18 protein-coding genes are annotated in these 20,134 nt (G+C 71.4%); 11 read left to right on the top strand and 7 right to left on the bottom strand.

Translation table 11 applies throughout. The annotated features are described in order from the left end of the window. Positions 1-37 precede the first annotated feature (37 nt). The 5 genes from ACWC91_RS02695 to ACWC91_RS02675 all read right to left on the bottom strand — a co-directional run bounded on the left by ACWC91_RS02695 (position 38) and on the right by ACWC91_RS02675 (position 4,195). Positions 38-799, bottom strand: coding sequence for a succinate dehydrogenase iron-sulfur subunit (locus ACWC91_RS02695; RefSeq protein WP_141359142.1), 762 nt, complete (start codon positions 797-799; stop codon positions 38-40). Beyond that, positions 799-2,553 (bottom strand): succinate dehydrogenase flavoprotein subunit, encoded by a 1,755-nt coding sequence (gene sdhA, locus ACWC91_RS02690; protein WP_225078969.1) that lies wholly within the window; start codon positions 2,551-2,553, stop codon positions 799-801. The genes ACWC91_RS02695 and sdhA overlap by 1 nt, the downstream gene beginning before the upstream one ends. A gap of 25 nt (positions 2,554-2,578) precedes the next feature. Beyond that, positions 2,579-3,061 carry a succinate dehydrogenase hydrophobic membrane anchor subunit gene (locus ACWC91_RS02685; protein ID WP_225078968.1) on the bottom strand — a complete coding sequence of 161 codons (483 nt, stop codon included), beginning with the start codon at positions 3,059-3,061 and terminating at the stop codon, positions 2,579-2,581. Between the two features lie 5 nt (positions 3,062-3,066). Then, positions 3,067-3,447: a succinate dehydrogenase, cytochrome b556 subunit gene (gene sdhC, locus ACWC91_RS02680; protein WP_100569866.1), complete on the bottom strand. Its 381-nt coding sequence runs from the start codon at positions 3,445-3,447 to the stop codon at positions 3,067-3,069. A 148-nt stretch (positions 3,448-3,595) separates the two neighbouring features. Next, positions 3,596-4,195: a 2-oxo-4-hydroxy-4-carboxy-5-ureidoimidazoline decarboxylase gene (locus ACWC91_RS02675; protein ID WP_450643099.1), complete on the bottom strand. Its 600-nt coding sequence runs from the start codon at positions 4,193-4,195 to the stop codon at positions 3,596-3,598. Between the two features lie 97 nt (positions 4,196-4,292). Between ACWC91_RS02675 and ACWC91_RS02670 the strand changes: the two genes are divergently transcribed. The 7 genes from ACWC91_RS02670 (at position 4,293) to ACWC91_RS02640 (ending at position 11,112) form a co-directional block, all read left to right on the top strand. Continuing rightward, positions 4,293-5,912, top strand: coding sequence for a beta-N-acetylhexosaminidase (locus tag ACWC91_RS02670; protein WP_450643098.1), 1,620 nt, complete (start codon positions 4,293-4,295; stop codon positions 5,910-5,912). Positions 5,913-6,023: 111 nt separating this feature from the next. Continuing rightward, positions 6,024-6,818, top strand: a complete 795-nt coding sequence (locus ACWC91_RS02665) for a DUF4328 domain-containing protein (protein ID WP_450643097.1) — start codon at positions 6,024-6,026, stop codon at positions 6,816-6,818. Positions 6,819-6,984: 166 nt separating this feature from the next. Continuing rightward, positions 6,985-7,602, top strand: coding sequence for a hypothetical protein (locus ACWC91_RS02660; protein WP_225078965.1), 618 nt, complete (start codon positions 6,985-6,987; stop codon positions 7,600-7,602). Positions 7,603-7,767: 165 nt separating this feature from the next. Further along, positions 7,768-8,163, top strand: coding sequence for a hypothetical protein (locus ACWC91_RS02655; RefSeq protein ID WP_225078964.1), 396 nt, complete (start codon positions 7,768-7,770; stop codon positions 8,161-8,163). A gap of 129 nt (positions 8,164-8,292) precedes the next feature. Then, complete coding sequence (locus ACWC91_RS02650) at positions 8,293-8,892, top strand: RNA polymerase sigma factor (RefSeq protein WP_225078963.1); 600 nt, start codon at positions 8,293-8,295, stop codon at positions 8,890-8,892. A gap of 328 nt (positions 8,893-9,220) precedes the next feature. Beyond that, the gene (locus tag ACWC91_RS02645) at positions 9,221-9,883 is read left to right on the top strand and encodes an RNA polymerase sigma factor (RefSeq protein ID WP_225078962.1); all 663 of its coding nucleotides are present in this window, start codon (positions 9,221-9,223) and stop codon (positions 9,881-9,883) included. Further along, the gene (locus ACWC91_RS02640) at positions 9,883-11,112 is read left to right on the top strand and encodes an extensin (RefSeq protein ID WP_450725764.1); all 1,230 of its coding nucleotides are present in this window, start codon (positions 9,883-9,885) and stop codon (positions 11,110-11,112) included. Before ACWC91_RS02645 ends, ACWC91_RS02640 begins: the two co-directional genes overlap by 1 nt. A gap of 250 nt (positions 11,113-11,362) precedes the next feature. Here the strand turns inward: ACWC91_RS02640 and ACWC91_RS02635 are convergent, their stop codons facing one another. Further along, positions 11,363-12,205 (bottom strand): L,D-transpeptidase family protein, encoded by an 843-nt coding sequence (locus tag ACWC91_RS02635; protein ID WP_225078960.1) that lies wholly within the window; start codon positions 12,203-12,205, stop codon positions 11,363-11,365. Positions 12,206-12,444: 239 nt separating this feature from the next. On the opposite strand from ACWC91_RS02635, the gene ACWC91_RS02630 reads away from it, so the two are divergent. Both ACWC91_RS02630 and leuE read left to right on the top strand, forming a co-directional pair. After that, positions 12,445-14,025, top strand: coding sequence for an acyl-CoA mutase large subunit family protein (locus ACWC91_RS02630; RefSeq protein ID WP_225078959.1), 1,581 nt, complete (start codon positions 12,445-12,447; stop codon positions 14,023-14,025). Positions 14,026-14,124: 99 nt separating this feature from the next. Further along, positions 14,125-14,778 carry a leucine efflux protein LeuE gene (gene leuE / locus ACWC91_RS02625; protein WP_225078958.1) on the top strand — a complete coding sequence of 218 codons (654 nt, stop codon included), beginning with the start codon at positions 14,125-14,127 and terminating at the stop codon, positions 14,776-14,778. An 11-nt stretch (positions 14,779-14,789) separates the two neighbouring features. Here the strand turns inward: leuE and ACWC91_RS02620 are convergent, their stop codons facing one another. Next, positions 14,790-15,971 carry an acyltransferase family protein gene (locus ACWC91_RS02620; RefSeq protein ID WP_450725762.1) on the bottom strand — a complete coding sequence of 394 codons (1,182 nt, stop codon included), beginning with the start codon at positions 15,969-15,971 and terminating at the stop codon, positions 14,790-14,792. A gap of 240 nt (positions 15,972-16,211) precedes the next feature. Here ACWC91_RS02620 and ACWC91_RS02615 point away from each other — a divergent pair, with 240 nt between their 5' ends. Beyond that, on the top strand, positions 16,212-17,711 hold the full coding sequence (locus ACWC91_RS02615; protein WP_450644551.1) for a glycosyltransferase family 29 protein: 1,500 nt from the start codon (positions 16,212-16,214) through the stop codon (positions 17,709-17,711). Beyond that, the gene (locus ACWC91_RS02610) at positions 17,708-20,071 is read left to right on the top strand and encodes a glycosyltransferase (protein ID WP_225078955.1); all 2,364 of its coding nucleotides are present in this window, start codon (positions 17,708-17,710) and stop codon (positions 20,069-20,071) included. The genes ACWC91_RS02615 and ACWC91_RS02610 overlap by 4 nt, the downstream gene beginning before the upstream one ends. Positions 20,072-20,134 lie beyond the last annotated feature (63 nt).

Here is a 20,134-nt window from a genome sequence, read left to right as displayed (position 1 = left end):
ATGGAACGGGGCCCTCGGCGTCGCGTACCGCGGAACCTCAGAAGCGGCGCGTGATCAGCGCCCGCTTCACCTCCGCGATCGCCTTCGTCACCTCGATGCCGCGCGGGCAGGCGTCGGTGCAGTTGAAGGTGGTGCGGCAGCGCCAGACGCCGTCCTTGTCGTTGAGGATCTCCAGGCGCTGCTCACCGGCCTCGTCACGGCTGTCGAAGATGAACCGGTGGGCGTTGACGATGGCCGCCGGGCCGAAGTACTGGCCGTCGTTCCAGAAGACCGGGCAGGACGAGGTGCAGGCCGCGCACAGGATGCACTTCGTCGTGTCGTCGAAGCGGGCGCGGTCCTCGGCGGACTGCAGGCGCTCCCGCGTCGGCTCGTTGGTCTCCTTGGTGACCAGGAACGGCATGACGTCCCGGTACGCCTGGAAGAACGGCTCCATGTCCACGACCAGGTCCTTCAGGACCGTGAGGCCCTTGATGGGCTCGACCGTGATCGGCTTCTCGGGGTTGATGTCCTTGATCAGCGTCTTGCAGGCCAGACGGTTCTTGCCGTTGATCCGCATGGCGTCCGAGCCGCAGATGCCGTGCGCGCAGGAACGACGGAAGGTCAGCGTGCCGTCGAGGTCCCACTTGATCTTGTGCAGGCCGTCGAGGACGCGCTCCTTGGGGTCGATCTCCAGCTGGAAGTCTTCCCAGGTCGCCTCGGCCGAGACCTCCGGGTTGAACCGGCGGACGCGGAAGGTGACGGTGATGTAGGGGGAAGCGGCGGACTCCGCCTCCACCTTGTCCAGAACGGGGGTTGCCATCAGTACTTACGCTCCATCGGCTGGTAGCGGGTCTGGACGACCGGCTTGTAGTCGAGACGGACGGTTTCGGACCCGTCGGCGCCGACCTCGCGGTACGCCATGGTGTGGCGCATGAAGTTGACGTCGTCGCGGTTGGGGTAGTCCTCGCGGTAGTGACCGCCGCGGGACTCCTTGCGGGCCAGGGCGGAGATCGCCATGACCTCGGCCAGGTCCAGCAGGTTGCCCAGCTCGACGGCCTCCAGGAGGTCCGTGTTGAACCGCTTGCCCTTGTCCTGGATCGCCACGTTCTTGTAGCGCTCCCGGAGCTCGGCGATCTTCTCGACCGCCGTCTTGATCGTCTGCTCGGTGCGGAACACCATGACGTTGGCGTCCATGGTCTCCTGCAGCTCCCGGCGGATGTTCGCCACCCGCTCGGTGCCGGTGGAGGTCCGCAGCCGCTCGATCTGCTCGACCACGAGGGACTCGGGGTCCTCCGGCAGCTCCACGAAGTCGGCCTTCGCGGCGTACTCCGCGGCGGCGATGCCGGCCCGCTTGCCGAAGACGTTGATGTCCAGCAGCGAGTTGGTGCCCAGGCGGTTGGCGCCGTGCACGGACACGCAGGCGACCTCGCCGGCCGCGTACAGGCCCGGCACGACCGTGCTGTTGTCCGCGAGCACCTCGCCCTGGACGTTGGTCGGGATGCCGCCCATGGCGTAGTGCGCGGTCGGCTGGATCGGGATCGGGTCGGTGTACGGCTCGATGCCCAGGTAGGTCCGCGCGAACTCGGTGATGTCCGGCAGCTTGGCGTCGAGCTGCTCCGGCGGCAGGTGGGTCAGGTCCAGGTAGACGTGGTCGCCCTCGGGACCGCAGCCGCGGCCCTCGCGGATCTCCGTGTAGATGGAGCGGGAGACGACGTCGCGGGAGGCGAGGTCCTTCATGACCGGCGCGTACTTCTCCATGAAGCGCTCGCCGTCCTTGTTGCGCAGGATGCCGCCCTCACCGCGGGCGCCCTCCGTGAGCAGGATGCCCATGCGCCAGATGCCGGTCGGGTGGAACTGGAAGAACTCCATGTCCTCCAGCGGCAGCCCGCGCCGGTAGACGGCGGCCTGGCCGTCGCCGGTCAGGGTGTGCGCGTTCGACGTCACCTTGAAGAACTTGCCGGTGCCGCCGGAGGCGTAGATCACGGACTTCGCCTGGAAGACGTGGATCTCGCCGGTCGCCAGCTCGTAGGCCACCACGCCGGCCGACTTCTTGACGCCGTCGACCTCGATGAGCAGCTGGTCCAGGACGTAGAACTCGTTGAAGAACTCCACGCCCTCCTTGACGCAGTTCTGGTACAGCGTCTGGAGGATCATGTGGCCGGTGCGGTCGGCCGCGTAGCAGGAGCGGCGGACCGGGGCCTCGCCGTGGTTGCGGGAGTGCCCGCCGAAGCGCCGCTGGTCGATCGTCCCGTTGGGCGTCCGGTTGAACGGCAGGCCCATCTTCTCCAGGTCGAGGACGGAGTCGATGGCCTCCTTCGCCAGGATCTCGGCGGCGTCCTGGTCGACCAGGTAGTCACCGCCCTTGACCGTGTCGAAGGTGTGCCACTCCCAGTTGTCCTCCTCCACGTTCGCCAGCGCGGCGGCCATGCCGCCCTGCGCGGCGCCCGTGTGGGAGCGGGTCGGGTAGAGCTTGGTCAGGACCGCGGTGCGGCTGCGCTTGGTCGCCTCGATGGCGGCCCGCATACCGGCGCCACCGGCGCCGACGATGACGGTGTCGTACTTGTGGATCTTCATCAGGAAAATACCTCGGTCCCGGGGCCTAGCGGATGTTCGGGTCGAAGGTGAAGATCACCAGCGTGCCCAGCAGGATGGTCCACACCGTGGCGGTGTACAGCAGACCCTTCAGCCACAGGCGCGTGTTCGCGCGCTCCGCGTAGTCGTTGATGACCGTGCGCAGGCCGTTGCAGCCGTGCAGCATCGCCAGCCACAGCATGAGCAGGTCCCAGACCTGCCACCAGGGGGAGGCCCAGCGGCCCGCCACGAAGGCGAAGCCGATCTTGGAGACGCCGCCGTCCAGGACGAGCTGGATGAGCAGGTGGCCGATGACGAGGACGACCAGGACGATGCCGGACAGCCGCATGAACAGCCAGCCGTACATCTCGAAGTTGCCGCGGGTCGACTTCGGGGTCTTCCGGGTGCGCTGACGCGGGGCCTCGATGAGGGGGGCGGGGTTGTCCACGCCGTAGACGGAGCCGCCCTCGACCGGGCCGATGCCGGAAGCGGTGGTTTCAGTGGTGGACATGTGCGTCAGCTCCCGAATACTGCACGAGCGGCGTGGCCGAGGACGGGGTAGATCGCCCCGATCATGAGCAGGACCCATACGCCGACCACGGTCCACAGCATCTGCTTCTGGTACCGGGCGCCCTTGGCCCAGAAGTCGACGGCGATGACACGCAGGCCGTTGAGAGCGTGGAAGAGGATGGCGGCGACCAGCCCGTATTCGAGCAGGGCGACGATCGGCGTCTTGTAGGTGGCCACGACCTTGTCGTAGGCCTCCGGAGACACACGCACGAGTGCGGTGTCCAGCACATGGACGAACAGGAAGAAGAAGATGAGGACGCCGGTGACTCGGTGAGCCACCCAGGACCACATTCCTTCCCGGCCGCGGTACAGCGTTCCAGCCGGCACGGAAGAACCCTCCGGGAGCGGGGACTAGGGCCGCGCCGGCTTCACTGTCGGTCGGGCCCGGCCGGGTACGGTCCACCGGCCCCCAGTATCGTACCGAGGTGCTGGCAGGGGCCTTACGGGGGGTCCGCCCGTGTGATCGAAGTCGCCCTCAAAGGTGCACGGACGGCGCAGTGGCGGCGCCCAGAAGGCCCCGAAGCCGCCCGTTCGCCAGCCTCCGCAGCTCCTCCCGGGCCACGCCGCGCTCGTCCTCCGGATCGTTGGTCAGACGTGACCGGATCGCCGGCAGGACCCGGTCCAGGGTCTCGTCCGGGGCGGTGCCGTCCAGACAGATGACGAAGGTGTGGCCGAATCTGGCCTCGTAGGCGGCGTAGCCGGCGCTCAGGGCCGTGGAGGCGGCCGCGTACGTGTGGGCGGGCAGCTTCGGCAGTGGCTCTTCCGCCAGGGCCCCGGCGAGTTCCTCGGGGTCCAGGTCGTACGTCGCCTCGTCCGCCGCCGCCAGGAGGGACGGTACGTCCGGATAGGGGCGGTGGGCGGCGACGCGGTGCGCCCAGCGGGGGCTGTGCAGGCAGGTCAGGAGGGTCCGGTGGACCTCGGGGGCGGGGGCGGTGTTGAAGCGCTCCAGGTTCTGCGCGGGCAGCGTGGGTCCTAGGTCGGCAGGGATGTCGGCAGGAGGCCGGCAGCGTGTCGGCAGGGGGGTCGGCAGGGGAATCCGTGAGAGATGCGCCGCTACGTTATCGGGTGTGCTCATGACGTGTTCGACGGGTGCTTGAATTTCACTCGGACGGGAGAGTTTGAGAGCGTGCGGTGGACACGGACGGTCGTCATGGGCCGTTAGGTTTGGCCGGGTGAGCAAGCACAGGCGCCGGGCTCCGGCACGCAAGCCGCCGCGCACGCGGGCTGTCGTCGTGGGCGGGTTCGTCACCGCTGTCGGACTGGGCATCGGACTGGCCGTGTGGTCCTTCGGGGGCGACGGGTCCCCTGCGGACGCGGCGCCGGGCGGGCCGTCCGGCTCGGGGAGCCCCGGCCCCACCCGCAGCTACCCGCTGTCGCAGGCGCCGCGGACCATCCCCGCCGTGCGCTCCCACACCGCCGCCCGCGGCCCCGGCTGGCGCCCGGAGCCGGGCGCCCGGGTCGTGGTGGACGACGCCTCCCTCACCGACGAGGGGAAGCTGATCGCGAGTGAACTCGGTCTCACCTACTCCGGCCGGCGCGGCGACGTGCGTCCGGGGGACGTCCGGCTGGTGCTGGACAAGGGCGCGGGCCGCAACCCCGAGTCGTACACCATGACCGTGCGCGACGGCAGGGTGACCATCAGCGGGCCGGCCGACGCGGGGGTCTTCTACGGCACCCGCACCCTGAAGCAGGAAGTGCACGACGGCGGCACGGCCCCCGAGGGGGTCGTGGAGGACGCGCCGGACAAGCCGCGGCGCGGTTTCATGCTGGACATCGCCCGCAAGCCGTACACGGCCGACTGGCTGGAGGACCGCATCCGGGAACTCGGGGACCTGAAGTTCAACGAGTTCGGCCTGCACCTCTCCGACGACCAGGGCTTCCGCATCGAGTCCGACACGCACCCGGAGGTCGTCTCCGCGGACCACCTGACCAAGGCCCAGGTCAAGCGGATCGTCGACCTGGCCGCCGGCCGGCACATCACCGTCGTCCCCGAGATCGACTCGCCCGGCCACCTCGGCGCCGTGACGGCCGCCCACCCCGAGTTGCAGCTGCGCAACGCGCAGGGCGTGGTGACACGCGGCGCCATCGACATCTCCGAGCTCCGGTCGGCCGCGATCGTCGACGACCTGCTCGACGAGTACGCGGACCTCTTCCCCGGCGGCCACTGGCACCTCGGCGGCGACGAGTACCAGGCGCTCACCGTGCGCGACCCCGAGGCGTCCTACCCGCAGCTGGCCGCCGCCGCGCGCAAGGCCTACGGCGCCGGCGGCAACGTGGCCGACCTGACGACGGGCTGGCTCAACGACCGCGCCGCCACCGTCCGCGGGCACGACCGCACCCCCCGCGCCTGGAACGACGGCTTCTTCCGGAGCTCGTCGGTGCCGCCCGCCCGGGACATCGAGGTCGCCTACTGGACGGGCAAGGAGTACGGCGCCCGGCAGCCGCTCGAGTACCTCGACGCCGGCCGCAAGGTGCTCAACTACAACGACGAGTTCCTGTACTACGTCCTCGGCGAGCCGCAGACCTTCGTCTACCCGACCGGCCGGCGGATCTACGAGCAGTGGACCCCGCGCGTGCTGCGCGGCACCGAGGCGGTGCCCGGCAAGTACGACGCGCAGATACTGGGCGGCTCGTTCGCCGTGTGGTGCGACCTGGCGAACTCCCAGACCCAGGACCAGGTGGCGGCCGGTATCCGGATGCCGCTGCGAGCCACCGTCCAGAAGCTGTGGGACGCGCGCGAACCCGCGATGTCCTGGGCGGAGTTCAACGGGCTCGCCGACAAGCTGGGTTGACGCCGAATCGAGTGGACGTACGAAGGGCGGGCCCCGTAGGTTCCGGGTGCCGCGCCCGCGCTCCGGGGGGAGCCGGGACGGCTCCACTACGACACCTCGGGGGGACCCACCATGATCTGCGCACGCTGTCACCACCTGGCGGCGGCACCCGGCGGCACTCTCTGCACCAGCTGTGCGGCCCTTCCGGCGCCGGCCGTCCCGCCGCCGGCCGTCCTGCCGCCGGCCGTCCCGCCGTACACGGGGCGGCCGCAGGCCTGGCTGCGCTCGCCGGTCGCACTCGGCCGGGCCGCCGCCGCGACGCTTCTCCTCGCCGCCGCCGCCGACCTGTTCGCCGTCTGGACGGACATCGTGATGTACGACGTCTCGGGCGACCTCGTGAACGGCTCGGTCGGCGCGGACGTGATGCGGCGGGCCGACGACGCCGACCGGCTCTACGCCGTCGCGGGCGTCACCCAGTTGGTCACGCTGCTCGCCAGTTGTGTCGTCTTCCTGTGCTGGTTCTACCGGGTGCGGGTCAACGCCGAGGTGTTCGAACCCTCCGGGCACAGCATGAAGCGCGGCTGGGCGATCGGCGCGTGGTTCACCCCGGTCGTCAACCTGTGGTTCCCGCGCAGGATCGCCGTGGACATCTGGGAGGCCAGCAGGCCGGCGGACGGGCCCAGGTCGAACTGGTTGGTGCATACCTGGTGGACGCTGTGGATCATCGGGCTGATGGCCGGCCGGCTGGCGGACACCCACTACAACCAGGCGGTCGCGGCCAAGGAACTGCATCAGGCCGCCGGGGAGATGATGTTCAGCGACGCCCTCGACGTCATCGCCGCCGTGTTCGCCGTTCTCGTGGTGCTCCGGCTGACCCGTATGCAGCACGAGAAGGCGTTGCGAGGTCCGGCGCCGGCCGTGGCCTGACCTCGCTTCCCCGGCGCCGACAGCCGACCTCGGTCGTTGGCCGAAACCTTCTCTTATGCCAACTTGCTCGACTCTGCGTGCAACCCGTGTGAAACTACCGGCCGATCGCACGCAGTAAGGGCAAGTGCGGGCTCCGTAGAGGTCGGCGCCCTTTGAGGAGGCGTGGATGAGCCTGGTGGAACTGATCGCGCAGGCCGACGAGCGGGGACTGGCCGCCAGCGGGCTGGCTTGTTTGGATCGGTGCGTGCCGCTGCTCGGCGGCGACGACGAGGTCCTGCGGCCGCTGTGGGGGAGCCTCGCCGAGGACTCCGCCCACTCCTCGGACGGCGACTGGGCGGAGCGGCTGGAGCAGGCACGCGGCGCGCTGGGCGCGCTGGGCGAGGGAGACGCCGAGGACGCCGGGGACGAGGCCGCGCTGCTGGCCCGCCGGATGCTGATCGCCGCGCCGGCCGCCCGGTCCGCGGCCGAGGTGCGGCAGTGGGCCGACGCCTGCTCGGTCGCCTCGCTCCAGATCCACCGGCTCCTCGACCCGGCCGAGGACGCCGCCCCCGACGGCTCCCTCCCCGAGGCGCTCGACTCCGTCCGCGCCGGGGCGAACCCCGTTCCGGGCCCCGTCGAGGGCATGTCGCCGCTGGTCGCCGGCGAGCTGCGCCGGCAGATCACCGTCCTGGAGCTGGTCGCCGGACACGGGCGGGCCGGACTCCGCCAGGCCCTGGAGGTCTCCACGGAGGGGCGCCGCGTCCTGCGGGCGGTGGTGTCCCGCCGGGCCCGCGGCCGGGTGTGAGCCGGGGGCTCCCAACGGGCCGGGCGCGCGGCGGAGATCTGTGAGCGTCCTGCGGGTGCGGTGCGGTGGTCCTGCGTCGGTCGTGCGCCGGTTGTGGGCGAGATCGCGGCCGCGGGTGACGAACCACGGGCGGATCGCGCTCTTCCCTATGTGACAGCCCAGCATGTGACGACTCATCAGCAGAACAGGCCCCAGGCCGCCACCAAACCGGTGCGGTGGGCGGCGGACACCGTGACGGCGATGCGCGAGGGCGCCCGGCTGCGCCTGGACTACTCGGCGCAGAGCCTGTGGCGAGTCGACCGGACGATCGAGGAGATACGCCGCGAGGGCACTCCGCACGCCGCCGTGCGGAGCGTGCTGCGCGGCTTCGGCGCCTACGCCGGCGAGGTGATCGTCCGCCATGGCGGCGGGGCCGAGTGGTGGGCGAGCGGCGGCGAGCACTGGGTGCGCACCGCGGACGGACGGCTGTGGGACCCCATCGAGGAGGCCGGGCGGTGCTTCACGGGTCAGGGGTCGCTGCGGCTGCTGTGCCGGGACGCGATGGGGACCGAGCGGATCTGAGCCGTGGCCGTGGGGCCGCTGACTAGCTGTGACACTTCTGTGGGAGCGGACGCTGATGACCGTGGGGGCGTGGACACGGCCGGTCGGTGGTGCGCACGTCTGGGGACTCGCTACGGACGAGGACAGTTCTTGGGCCAGGGAGGGGAACCCCGCCGCGCGCAGGCGTACGACGGGGAGTTGGGTGCGGCCGTCGCGCGGGCCCAGGAAGGCGACGAGGAAGCCTTCGCCGTCGCGTACCGGTTGGTGCAGCCCGGACTGCTCGGGTACGTGCGCGGTCTCGTCGGCGACGACGCCGAGGACGTGGCGTCCGAGGCCTGGCTGGAGATCGCGCGGGACCTCGGCCGGTTCCGGGGCGACGGGGCGGGCTTTCGCGGCTGGACGGCGACCATCGCGCGGCACCGGGCGCTCGACCATCTGCGTCGGCGGCGGGTGCGGCCCCAGGCCGCCACGCTGGAACAGGACGTCCTGGAACTGCCCGGCCCGTACAGCACCCATGACCAGGCCCTGGAGTCCATGACCACCGAGCGCGCTCTCGACCTCGTCCGCCGGCTGCCCCGCGACCAGGCGGAGGCGGTACTGCTGCGGGTCGTCGTCGGCCTCGACGGCCCCGCCGCCGCGCGCGTCCTCGGCAAACGGCCGGGCGCGGTGCGCACCGCGGCCTACCGGGGGTTGAAACGGCTGGCGCGGCAGCTCGACGAGGAGGCCCGGGGCGGGGCGGCGGAGCGATGAGTACCGAGGCAACGGCCGGGGCCGCCACCCCCCACAGGAGAGGCCCCGGCCGTCGCGCGGCACGGGCCGCGCGGCCCGTATTCCTTACAGCGCCGAGGGTGCGGTTTCTGTCACACCTCACCCCGGCTCCGGTTGGTTGCACGTTGTACGGTCATGGACGGAAGGCGGTTTCAGGCCGTAACGTGCCTTTCGCGCCGAGGCGCGGCGGGCATGGCCATCGCAACGATCTGACGCCTCGAACACCGCAGCCATCAACTGAGGAACCACGACGGCCAGAGCCCGGTCCGCGACAGCGGTGCCGGTTCAGTCGCAAGGAAGGGCACCACGGGTGCTGGGGGACGACGCGGAGCTGACCGCCGCGGTGCTCGCGGCGCAGGACGGGGACGAGACCGCGTTCCGGACTGTGTACCGTGCCGTGCACCCGCGGCTGCTGGGATACATACGCACGCTGGTCGGCGAGCCGGACGCCGAGGACGTGGCGTCCGAGGCCTGGCTCCAGATCGCCCGCGATCTGGAACGGTTCAGCGGGGACGCCGACCGGTTCCGCGGCTGGGCCGCCAGGATCGCCCGCAACCGCGCTCTGGACCACATACGCATGCGCGGCCGCCGCCCCGCGATCGGCGGCGACGAGACGGAACTGGCCGGCCGGGCCGCGGAGTCCGACACCGCGGGCGAGGCCATGGAGGCCCTGGCCACCGGCAGCACCCTCTCGCTCATCGCCCAACTCCCGCAGGACCAGGCCGAGGCCGTGGTGCTGCGCGTGGTCGTGGGCCTCGACGCGAAGACCGCGGCGGAGACGCTCGGCAAGCGCCCCGGTGCCGTGCGCACCGCCGCGCACCGCGGTCTGAAACGGCTCGCGGAACTCCTCGGCGACGATCCGGAATCCCCCCACGCGCTCGACGCGCTGCCGCCTCCGCGCGAACCGCGGGGCCACGCGGTGACGTCCGCCGGTGTGACGCATATGCGTGCCCGGACGCAGAAGGACATGTGATGGCCGAGGAGCAGCACAGGTGGCTGGACCGCGACACCGCGGAGCGTCTGCTGCGCGGGGAGCCACTGGACACCGTCGACATCACCGTCCGTCACCAGGCCGAACGGCTCGCCAAGGCGCTCGGCGCCCTGTCCGCCGAGTCGTATCCGCCTCCTCAGGCCGCCCGGGCCTTCCCGGACCCGGCCGCTTCTCCCGCCTCCTCGACCGCCTCCGCGTACCCGGACGACTCCGCGGACGCCGCGCTGCCCGGTGAGGCCGCCGCGCTGGCCGCCTTCCGCAAGGCGCGCGCTCAACGCGCCGACGAGCGCGCCGCGGCCCTCGGAGCACACTCCCGTCCGCGTTCCGCGCGCTCCGACGAGGTCGGCCTCGTCCGGATCGGCACGCACGCGCGTGGCGGTACGGGAGGGCGTGCCCGGCGTGCCGGGGCGCGGCGCGGGGGCCGGCGGGTACGTCTCGCGGTGTCGGCCGCGCTCGCCGCGGGCGCGGCCGGCGGGGTCGCGGCGGCGGCCACCACCGGCGTGCTGCCGACGCCGTTCCGCGGCGACGAGCCCGTCCCCGGCACCTCCGTCTCCGTCCCGGCGGCACCGGAACACCCGCTGGTGTCGCCCTCGCCCGGCGGCACCACGGGCAGCGGCCCGGGCACTCCGACGTCCGGCGGCGCCACGACCGGCGCCACCGACGGCGACGCCGGAAGCGCCCCGCGCGAGGGCAGCGCCGCCCCCGGTCGTGGCGCCGCCACCGGCTCCGGTGACGAACAGGGCAATTCCGGCGACCGCTGGAACCGGCTGGTCTCGTCCTGCCGCGACCTGCGCGACGGCAGGACCCTGGACTCCGACCGCCGGCGCGACCTGGAGGCAGCGGCCGGCGGCTCCGTGCGCGTGTGGTCGTACTGCCAGGGCGTCCTGAAGGCGGTCGACGGCCGCTCCGGTGACACGGGCGGCGACGACCAGGGCCAGAACGAAGGCGGCCAGAACGGCAAGAGCGGCGGGAAGGGCAAGGGCGGCGGGAAGGGCCAAGGCGACAAGGGCGCCGAGGGCGAACAGGGCGACGACCAAGGCGGCGACCAGGGCGGCGACGGTGACGGCGGCGGCGGTGACGGCCGCGGCCTCCGCAAGGGCCTCGCACCCTCGGTCCTCGCCCCGCAGCTCCCGGACTCCGCCCCGTCGGTCCCGAAAGAGCCGGTCTCGCCCTCGGTGTCGCCGCCGGAGCCCACCTACAGCGCCCTGTGATCCCGCGCCTGCCGCTGCTCTGACCTGCGAGTTCGTTCCTCGGGGAAAATTGTCCCGGCGGGGTGTGACGTTTTCCGCGGCGGTGGCGCAGTAGTGAGTGAGCCGACTGGTCATCGGCCACCGCACAGAGCCGGGGTTCCCCCCGTACCCACGGCTCGTGCATTTCGGCGCGGGCGGGACACGTTCCCCCGGTCCCGCCCGCGCCCCCGTCCCCCCTCCCTCTTCCTCCCGCCTCGCCATGCCTCGCGCGTCACCAGTGCACGACGACCCTGTCGCCGACCCGCACCTGCGCGAACAGCCGCGAGACCGCCGCCTCGTCCCGTACGTTGACGCACCCGTGCGAGCCGCCCGCGTAGCCGCGCGCCGCGAAGTCGTAGGAGTAGTGCACGGCCTGGCCGCCGCTGAAGAACAGCGCGTAGGGCATGGGGGAGTCGTAGAGCGTCGACACATGGTGTCGCGACTTCCAGTAGACCTTGAACACACCTTCGCGGGTGGGTGTGTACTCCGTCCCGAACCGCACCGCCATCGTCGAGAGCGTCCGCCCGTCCACCATCCAGCGCAGCGTCCGGCTGGTCTTGTCGATGCACAGCACCCGGCCGGTCAGGCAGCGCCCGTCCGGCGGGCCGGCCGGCTGCCCGCCCATCAGATACAGCTCCCACCGGCCCGGCTCGTGCGTCATCCGCAGCAGGCGCTGCCAGGTGACCGTGTCGGTCCGCCCCGTCCGCGGCAGTCCGCGCTTTCCCTGGAAGCCCTTGACGGCCTGTTCGGTCAGGTCGTCGTAGGACCCGGTGGGCCCGTCGAACAGCCAGCCGATCTGGCGCAGCCGGGCCTGGAGCTCCCGGACGTCACGGCCGCTGTCGCCGCGGGACCACAGGACCCGGGCGGTGGTGCGGACCGGGGTCCGGGCCGGCCCCGTGCCGCCGGGGGCGCTGGTGCGGGCGCCGGGCGGCCCGGTGTCCGGGACCTCGATGTGCACCGGCGAGCGCGGCCGGCCGTCCGGGCCCGGGGACTGCACCGTGCAGCCGCACACGGCGGCCAGTGCCGTGGCCGCGGCCACGGCGGCGATCGCTCTCCTCGTTGCCCCGGTACGCATGGCGCCCCCCGCTGTCCCGCCGGTGTCCGTCGCCGGCCGTACACCGGAATGTCTCCCCAGACGTGACGGGCGGCGAACCAGGGGGCAAGGTGGGGAGACAGAGTGACCACTCGGGCTGTGAGATAGCTCCCAGCGTGGGGCACTCCACCCGGCGCACGGCCGCCGCTACAGTCCGTGGCGAGAGTCGGCCGTACTGGCGAGTAACTGGCGAGTAACAAGGAAACGCGGAGGCACACACCATGGCGCGCGAGTCGGAGTCGGGGCTGCCCATCGAGCCGGTCTACGGGCCGGACGCCCTGAAGGGCTGGGACCCGGCCGAGAAGCTGGGCGAGCCGGGGGCCTACCCCTTCACCCGCGGTGTGTACCCCACCATGTACACGGGCCGTCCCTGGACCATGCGCCAGTACGCCGGCTTCGGCACGGCGGTGGAGTCCAACGCCCGCTACAAGCAGCTGATCGCCAACGGCACGATGGGCCTGTCCGTCGCCTTCGACCTGCCCACCCAGATGGGCCACGACTCCGACGCGCCGATCGCGCACGGCGAGGTCGGCAAGGTGGGCGTGGCCATCGACTCGATCGACGACATGCGGGTGCTGTTCGGCGGGATCCCGCTGGACAAGGTGTCGACGTCGATGACGATCAACGCCCCGGCGGCGCTCCTGCTCCTGCTGTACCAACTGGTGGCGGAGGAGCAGGGGGTCGGCGCCGACAAGCTGACGGGCACGATCCAGAACGACGTGCTGAAGGAGTACATCGCGCGCGGGACGTACATCTTCCCGCCCAAGCCGTCCCTGCGGCTGATCGCGGACATCTTCAAGTACTGCAAGGCCGAGATCCCCAAGTGGAACACCATCTCCATCTCGGGCTACCACATGGCCGAGGCGGGCGCGTCCCCCGCGCAGGAGATCGCGTTCACCCTCGCCGACGGCATCGAGTACGTCCGCACGGCGGTCGCGGCCGGCATGGACGTCGACGACTTCGCCCCGCGCCTGTCGTTCTTCTTCGTCGCCCGTACGACGATCCTGGAGGAGGTCGCCAAGTTCCGCGCGGCCCGCCGGATCTGGGCGCGTGTGATGAAGGAGGAGTTCGGCGCGAAGAACCCCAAGTCGCTGATGCTGCGCTTCCACACGCAGACGGCGGGCGTCCAGCTGACGGCGCAGCAGCCCGAGGTGAACCTGGTCCGGGTCGCCGTCCAGGGCCTGGCGGCGGTTCTGGGCGGCACCCAGTCGCTGCACACGAACTCCTTCGACGAGGCGATCGCGCTGCCCACCGACAAGAGCGCGCGCCTGGCCCTGCGCACCCAGCAGGTCCTGGCGTACGAGACGGACGTGACCGCGACGGTGGACCCGTTCGCCGGCTCCTACGTCATCGAGAAGATGACGGACGACGTCGAGGCGGCCACCGTCGCGCTGATGCGGAAGGTCGAGGACCTCGGGGGCGCGGTCTCGGCGATCGAGCACGGCTTCCAGAAGCAGGAGATCGAGCGCAGCGCCTACCGCATCGCCCAGGAGACCGACTCGGGCGAGCGGGTCGTCGTCGGCGTCAACCGCTTCGAACTCGACGAGGAGGAGCCGTACGAGCCGCTCCGCGTCGACCCCGCCATCGAGGCCCAGCAGGCCGAACGCCTGGCCAAGCTGCGCGCCGAGCGCGACCAGACGGCCGTGGACACGGCCCTGTCCGCCCTGAAGAAGGCCGCGAAGGGCGAGGACAACGTCCTGTACCCGATGAAGGAGGCGCTGAAGGCCCGCGCGACGGTGGGCGAGGTGTGCAACGCGCTGCGGGAGGTGTGGGGCAACTACGTGCCGAGCGACGCGTTCTGAGCGACGGCCGCCCCCGCGCCGAGGGGGCGGCCGGCCCGCCCGTCTCGTCCCCCGGAACCCGGCACCGCGGCGCCGCACCCCCGTGCGACACTCCTTGCCATGTTCGGAGTCATCCATCTCCCCACCTACTTGGCAGGGCTCGTCCTCATCGTCCTGCTTCCCGGGCCCAACTCGCTGTACGTGCTCTCCGTCGCCGCCCGGCGCGGGATACGCGCCGGGTACACCGCCGCGGCGGGCGTCTGGTGCGGGGACACCGTGCTCATGACGCTCGGTGCGGCCGGGGCCGCCTCCCTGCTGAAGGCGAACCCCGTGCTGTTCGGGATCGTGAAGTACGCCGGCGCCGGATATCTGACCTGGATCGCGATCGGCATGCTGCGGACCGGCTGGGGCATGTGGCGGACCCGGCGCGAGAAGGCGGCGCTGGAGGAGGACTCCGCTCCGGCGGCCGCCGCCGAGCGGCCGTTCCGCCGCGCTCTGGTCGTCAGCCTCGTCAACCCCAAGGCGATCCTGTTCGTCATCGCCTTCTTCGTGCAGTTCGTCGACCCGGCCTACGCCTATCCTGCGCTCTCCTTCGTCATTCTCGGCGCCTTCCTCCAGTTCGCCAGCGTCCTCTACCTCAGCGCGCTGATTTTCGGCGGCACCAAGCTGGCCGCCGCCTTCCGCCGCCGCAAGCGCCTGTCGGCGTCGGCGACCTCCGCGGCGGGCGTCCTGTTCCTGGGCTTCGCGGTGAAGCTGTCGCTGGCGAGCGCCTAGTGCAGCACTGGTCAGCGACTGGGCTGCGCACGTGGCCGCGACAGCGCCGTGCGCAGCCTCGGTGTCAGCCACCGCTCCACGTACCGGTGCAGCAGCCAGGCCAGCAGCAGCATCACGGCGACCGTCAGTAGGAAGGTGCCGTACGACGGGATGCCGAGGCGCTGGTGGAGCACCTCGATGACGACCCAGCCCAGGTGCTCGTGGACCAGGTAGAACGGGTAGGTGAGGGCGCCCGCGACCGTCAGCCAGCGCCAGTCCACCCGGCTCAGCAGGCCGAGCGCGATGGCGGCGACGGCGAGGAAACCGAAGGTGACGACGAGGACGATGCCGTAGGAGCTGCGGTACGAGAAGGCGTGCACGCTCGGCGAGTGCCACAGCTCCCGCACCGCGTAGTGCTGGCCGATCAGCCAGCTCACGGCCACGATGCCCCAGGCGTAGGCGTCACGCCGGTCCCGGTGCACCAGGTAGAGGCCCACGCCGCCGATGAAGAACGGGGCGTACTCCGGCATCAGCACGATGTCGAGCAGGGGCTGCTTCGCGCCCTGCGCGACGGCCGCCGCCAGCGTCCAGCCCGCACAGAACAGGATCACGCGCCGGCGGTTCGCGCCGGGCAGCACGACGCACAGCGCGAACAGGGCGTAGAAGCGTATCTCCGCCCACAGCGTCCAGCACACGCCCAGCACCCGGTCGACCCCCAGCGGCATCTGGAGCATCGTCAGGTTCACCAGGGTGTCGCTCGGCGAGAGCGCCTCGTAGGCGACCACCGGCAGCGCGAACACCGCCGTGACCAGGATGACCGCCGCCCAGTACGCGGGCAGCAGCCGGGAGGCGCGGGAGGCGAAGAACGAGCGCAGCGGCCGGCCCCAGCCGCTCATGCAGATGACGAAGCCACTGATCACGAAGAACACCTGCACGCCGAGGCAGCCGTAGGCGAACCACGAGTGCAGCGTGGGGAACTGGTGCGCCGGTGACGCCCCCCAGGCCCGGGTGACCTCGCCGCCCCGGCCGCCGTAGTGGTAGGCCGCCACCATCAGCGCGGCCACCAGCCGCAGCCCGTCGAGGGCGCGCAGCCGGCCTCCCGGGACCTTCGCCCGCGGCGGACCGGCCGGAGCGCGCCGGTCCAGGACGGCGGCCTCGGCAGGCCGCGCATTCGATGTGCCCACGACCGTTCCGGTCACGCTTTCACCCCTCATGGTGTGTCGAGGGCTCTTTCCGCGCGCTTTCGAATCGTGTGCGCCGATACCGGAGAAGAACCGTCCGACGAGAACCCTAAGACGCCCCTGTGAGCGCTTTTGTTCGGCGAGGTCGGTGTTTGGCTGCTGGCCTCAATCGGTTCACCGGGACGTCGCATTGCTTTCTTAACGTTTTTCAACCTTCCTCCCAGGCCCTTGGCAATTCCATGCCGTTTTCCCACCTTTCAGAGCAGGAGCACCATGACGAGGGTTCGCAGCAGATGGTCACGTTCCCGGCCCGGGGGACCGGCGTCCGCGGAACCCGGTCTGCCCGGCGCCGAGGTCACCCCGACCGAGCTGGAGGACTGCCTGCGCGCGTGTGCCGTCCACAGCGGCAAGGTCGTCGGCAGCCTTGACAACCGCCGCGCGGCGCTGGCCGAACAACTGCGTCAGCTGCTCGCCCTGTGGGCCGGACAGCAGCAGTCCGCGCCGGCGGCGTCCACGGCGGGCGGCCTGCTGCGGCGCGGCACCAAGGCGGTCGGCGGCGGCATCGGCAACGACCTGCTCGACGCCTTCCTCGCGGTCGGCAACAAGGCACTGGACTGCGGCTACGACGACGAGCTGAACCTGGCGCTGCTCGTCAGCGACACCGTCCTGACCCAGCGCAAGAACTCCCGGGCCGGCTGGCGGCTGCGCGGCCGGCTGCTCGAGGCCATGGGGCTGCCCGTCGCGGCGGTCGAGGCCTACGAGCGCTACCTGGCCCTGACGAAGGAGGACGGGTTCGGCACCTCGGCCCGGATCGCGGGCATCCGCACCGCGCAGGACCGGCGCGCGGAACTGCTCGCGCTGCTGGAGCGCGACGTCCCGGCCGCCGCCACCTTCGCCGAGCGGCCCCCGACCGACGTGTGGGCCGAGGGACTTCAGGCGCACACCGAAGGCGACTGGGACGGCGCGCAGGCCCGCCTGGTGGGCGCCCTGCTCGCCATGGACCGCACCGGCTCCCCGGAGCAGGACTTCCTGGAAGCGCTCAGCCAGTACCTCGACCTGGTCACCCGCGTCCACGTCCGGCCCACGGCCGAACTGACCGAGGCCATCGGCCTCTTCGCCGAGCAGCGCCGCAACCGCCTGCGCGGACCGGTGGGAGACCCGCTCTTCGGCGGACTGGAGTGGATCACCCTCGGCGAGTTCCGCAACCAGATCGCCGGCAAGTCGATCTGCCTGATCGCCAACTCCGGCAAGGTGGGCCAGAGTTCCCTGGGCTCCGAGATCGACGCCTACGACCTCGTCGTGCGCTTCAACTCGTACCGGATCGACCCCGTCCACACCGGCCGGCGCACGGACATCCACGTCACCATCCACAAGCACGGCTTCAACTGGGACCAGCCCGTGACCACCCGCCTCGTCTTCGGCGGGAACTCCAGCGACTGGAAGTACTCCCTGCGCCACCGGCTGGTGCCGGGCGTCCAGCGGTATCTCGGTGACGAGTCGCTGCGCTGGCCCGCGCGCAACATCGGGAACCTCGGCACGGACGTGTTCCCCGGGATCCCCACCAGCGGCTTCAACATGCTCTGGCTGCTCGACTTCCTCGACGTCAGCCCCACCCTGGACCTGATCGGCTTCGACTTCTACGAGAGCGGCGCGTACCGCGTCGACGCCGCGATGAAGCTGCCCATCACGTCCGTCCACGAATACACCACTGAGAAGGCGTGGGTCATGGAACGGGCCCAGAGCGTCTCCGGCATGAGGATCTCCCTGCGATGACCGCGACCCACACCTCCGCCTCCGGCCCCGTCGTCACCGCGGCCGGAACCCCGGCACCGGCCTTCGCCGAGGGCTCCGCCCGCGCGCTGACCGGCAAGCGCCGCATCGCCTTCGCCAGCTTCGTGGACGAGAACTACCTGCCCGGGTTCCTCGCCCTGCTGCGCTCGCTCGCCCTGTCCAACCCGGACGTGTGCGAGGACTTCGTCGTCCTCCACGACGACCTGCGCCCCTCCTCCATAGCCCGGATACGCGCCCTGCACCCGCGGATCGTGCTGCGCCGCGTCGACGCCGACCACTACGACTCGTACGTCAAGGGCGACCAGGACAACTACCTGGTGCGCAAGGCGTACTTCATCCTCGACGTCTTCCGCATCCGCGACTACGACACCGTGATCACCCTCGACACGGACATGGTGGTCCTCGACTCGCTGGGCGAACTCCTCACGCTGCGCGAGGGGTTCGCGGCCGTACCGCAGTTCTTCTACGGGGAGTCCAAGCTCAACAGCGGCCTGCTGGTGATCCAGAAGGAGCAGCTGAGCGACGAGTTCTGCGCGCGGATCGACGAGATCGGCCGCGCCGGCACCTACGAGCTCGACAAGCACGACCAGGGCATCCTGAACGCCCTGCTCGACGGCGACTTCGTCCGCCTCGACCCGAAGTACAACTTCGTCAAGCGCCGCCTGTCCGGCGACCTGCCGGTGCCCGAGGACACGGCCGTCCTGCACTTCACCGGCCGGCACAAGCCGTGGCAGGGCGGCGAGGCGGGCTACGAGCAGGCGCAGGAGCGCTGGCGCGAGTTCGACATGGACGACGCCGAGCTGCACGCCGCCTTCCTCGCCCTTCCCGAGCCCCTGCACCGCGACCTGCTCGTGCACTACGGCACACCGCATGTGGAGCGCACCGGCGACGTCGACACCGCCCGCCGGGTCGCCCTCGCGCACATCGGCGCCGGCGACTACCAGTCCGCCGTCGACATCATGGAGCGGGTGCACATCCCGATCGACGAGGCCTGGCCGCACGAGGTCTACGGGCACGCCCTGATGAGCGTCTCCCGGTACGACGAGGCCAGGACCCAGCTGCTGCTCGCCACCGCCGCGCCCAACCGCGCCGCCACCGCCTTCGCCCGGCTCGCCCAGATCGCCTGGGTCCACGGCGACGACGCCACCGCCCAGCGGTACGCCCTGGCCGGGGTCGGCGTCGACCCCACCCACCGGGCCGCCCGGCTCTGGCAGCGCCGCACCCTCGGCGGCGTGCCCACCCAGCAGCAGGGCAGCCCCGAGGACCAGCTGGCGCACGTCGCCTTCTACATGGACCGCCAGGGCAACGCGGGCGACAAGCTCCTCCCGGAGAGCGTCCGCCTCGCCTTCGGGCCCGACACCACCTCCCGCCGCTGGCACCCGGTGCACGCCCACCGGCTGTTCGACGAGGCGGCCCTGGAGCGGGTCAACGCCCGCCGCGGCCTGGTCATCGGCGGCGGCGGACTGTTCATCCCGGACACCATGCCCAACGGCAACAGCGCCTGGCAGTGGAACGTCCCCGACGCCCTGCTGAACCGCATCGACGTGCCCATCGCGGTCTACGCCGTCGGGTTCAACGCCTTCGACGGCCAGTCCTACCGCGCCGAGCGGTTCCGCACCTCGCTGCGCCTCCTCGTGGAGCGGGCGGCCTTCTTCGGGCTGCGCAACCACGGCTCGATCGAGAAGGTGCGGGCCATGCTCCCGTCCCACCTGCACGACAAGGTGCGCTTCCAGCCCTGCCCGACCACGGTCACCCGCCAGCTCGTCGCCGACTGGCAGGACCCGGCCGGGCGGGACGACACCATCCTGATCAACGCCGCCTACGACCGGGCCGGGCTGCGCTTCGGCCACGACTACGCCTACTTCCTGGGGCAGATGGCCGAGGCGGTCAAGGGCCTGCGCGGGCTGGCCGAGGTCAAGTGCGTGGCGCACTCCCTGGACGACGAGAAGATCGTCTTCGATCTGCGCCGCGAGTACGGCATCTCGATGCCCGTCATCCCGATGTACGACTTCGAGAACGACGCGATCCGCGACCTGTACGCCCGCACCAAGCTGGTGATCGGCATGCGCGGGCACGCCGGCATGATCCCGTTCGGCTGCGGCACTCCGGTCATCAGCCTGATCTCGCACCCGAAGATGGCGTACTTCCTGAACGACATCGAACGGCCCGAGTGGGGCGTGTCGGTGCACGACCGCCACCTCGGCGCACGGCTCGTGGAACTCGCCCGGGACCTGCTCGCCGACCACGACGCGACCGTCGCCGACGTGCACGGCCGGCAGCAGGAGCTGTGGAAGGTCACCGAGGCGAACGCCGCGGACCTGCGCGTCCTCCTGGGCGGCTGATCCGTGCCGACCGCACCGGCCGAGGGGGACGGCGGCACGGACGCCGCCCCCGGGCCCTCCGAG

The organism is Streptomyces sp. NPDC001204 (assembly GCF_053598035.1).
Note: the sequence above shows the minus strand (reverse complement) of the source record. Positions and strands in the feature narration are given on the sequence as shown.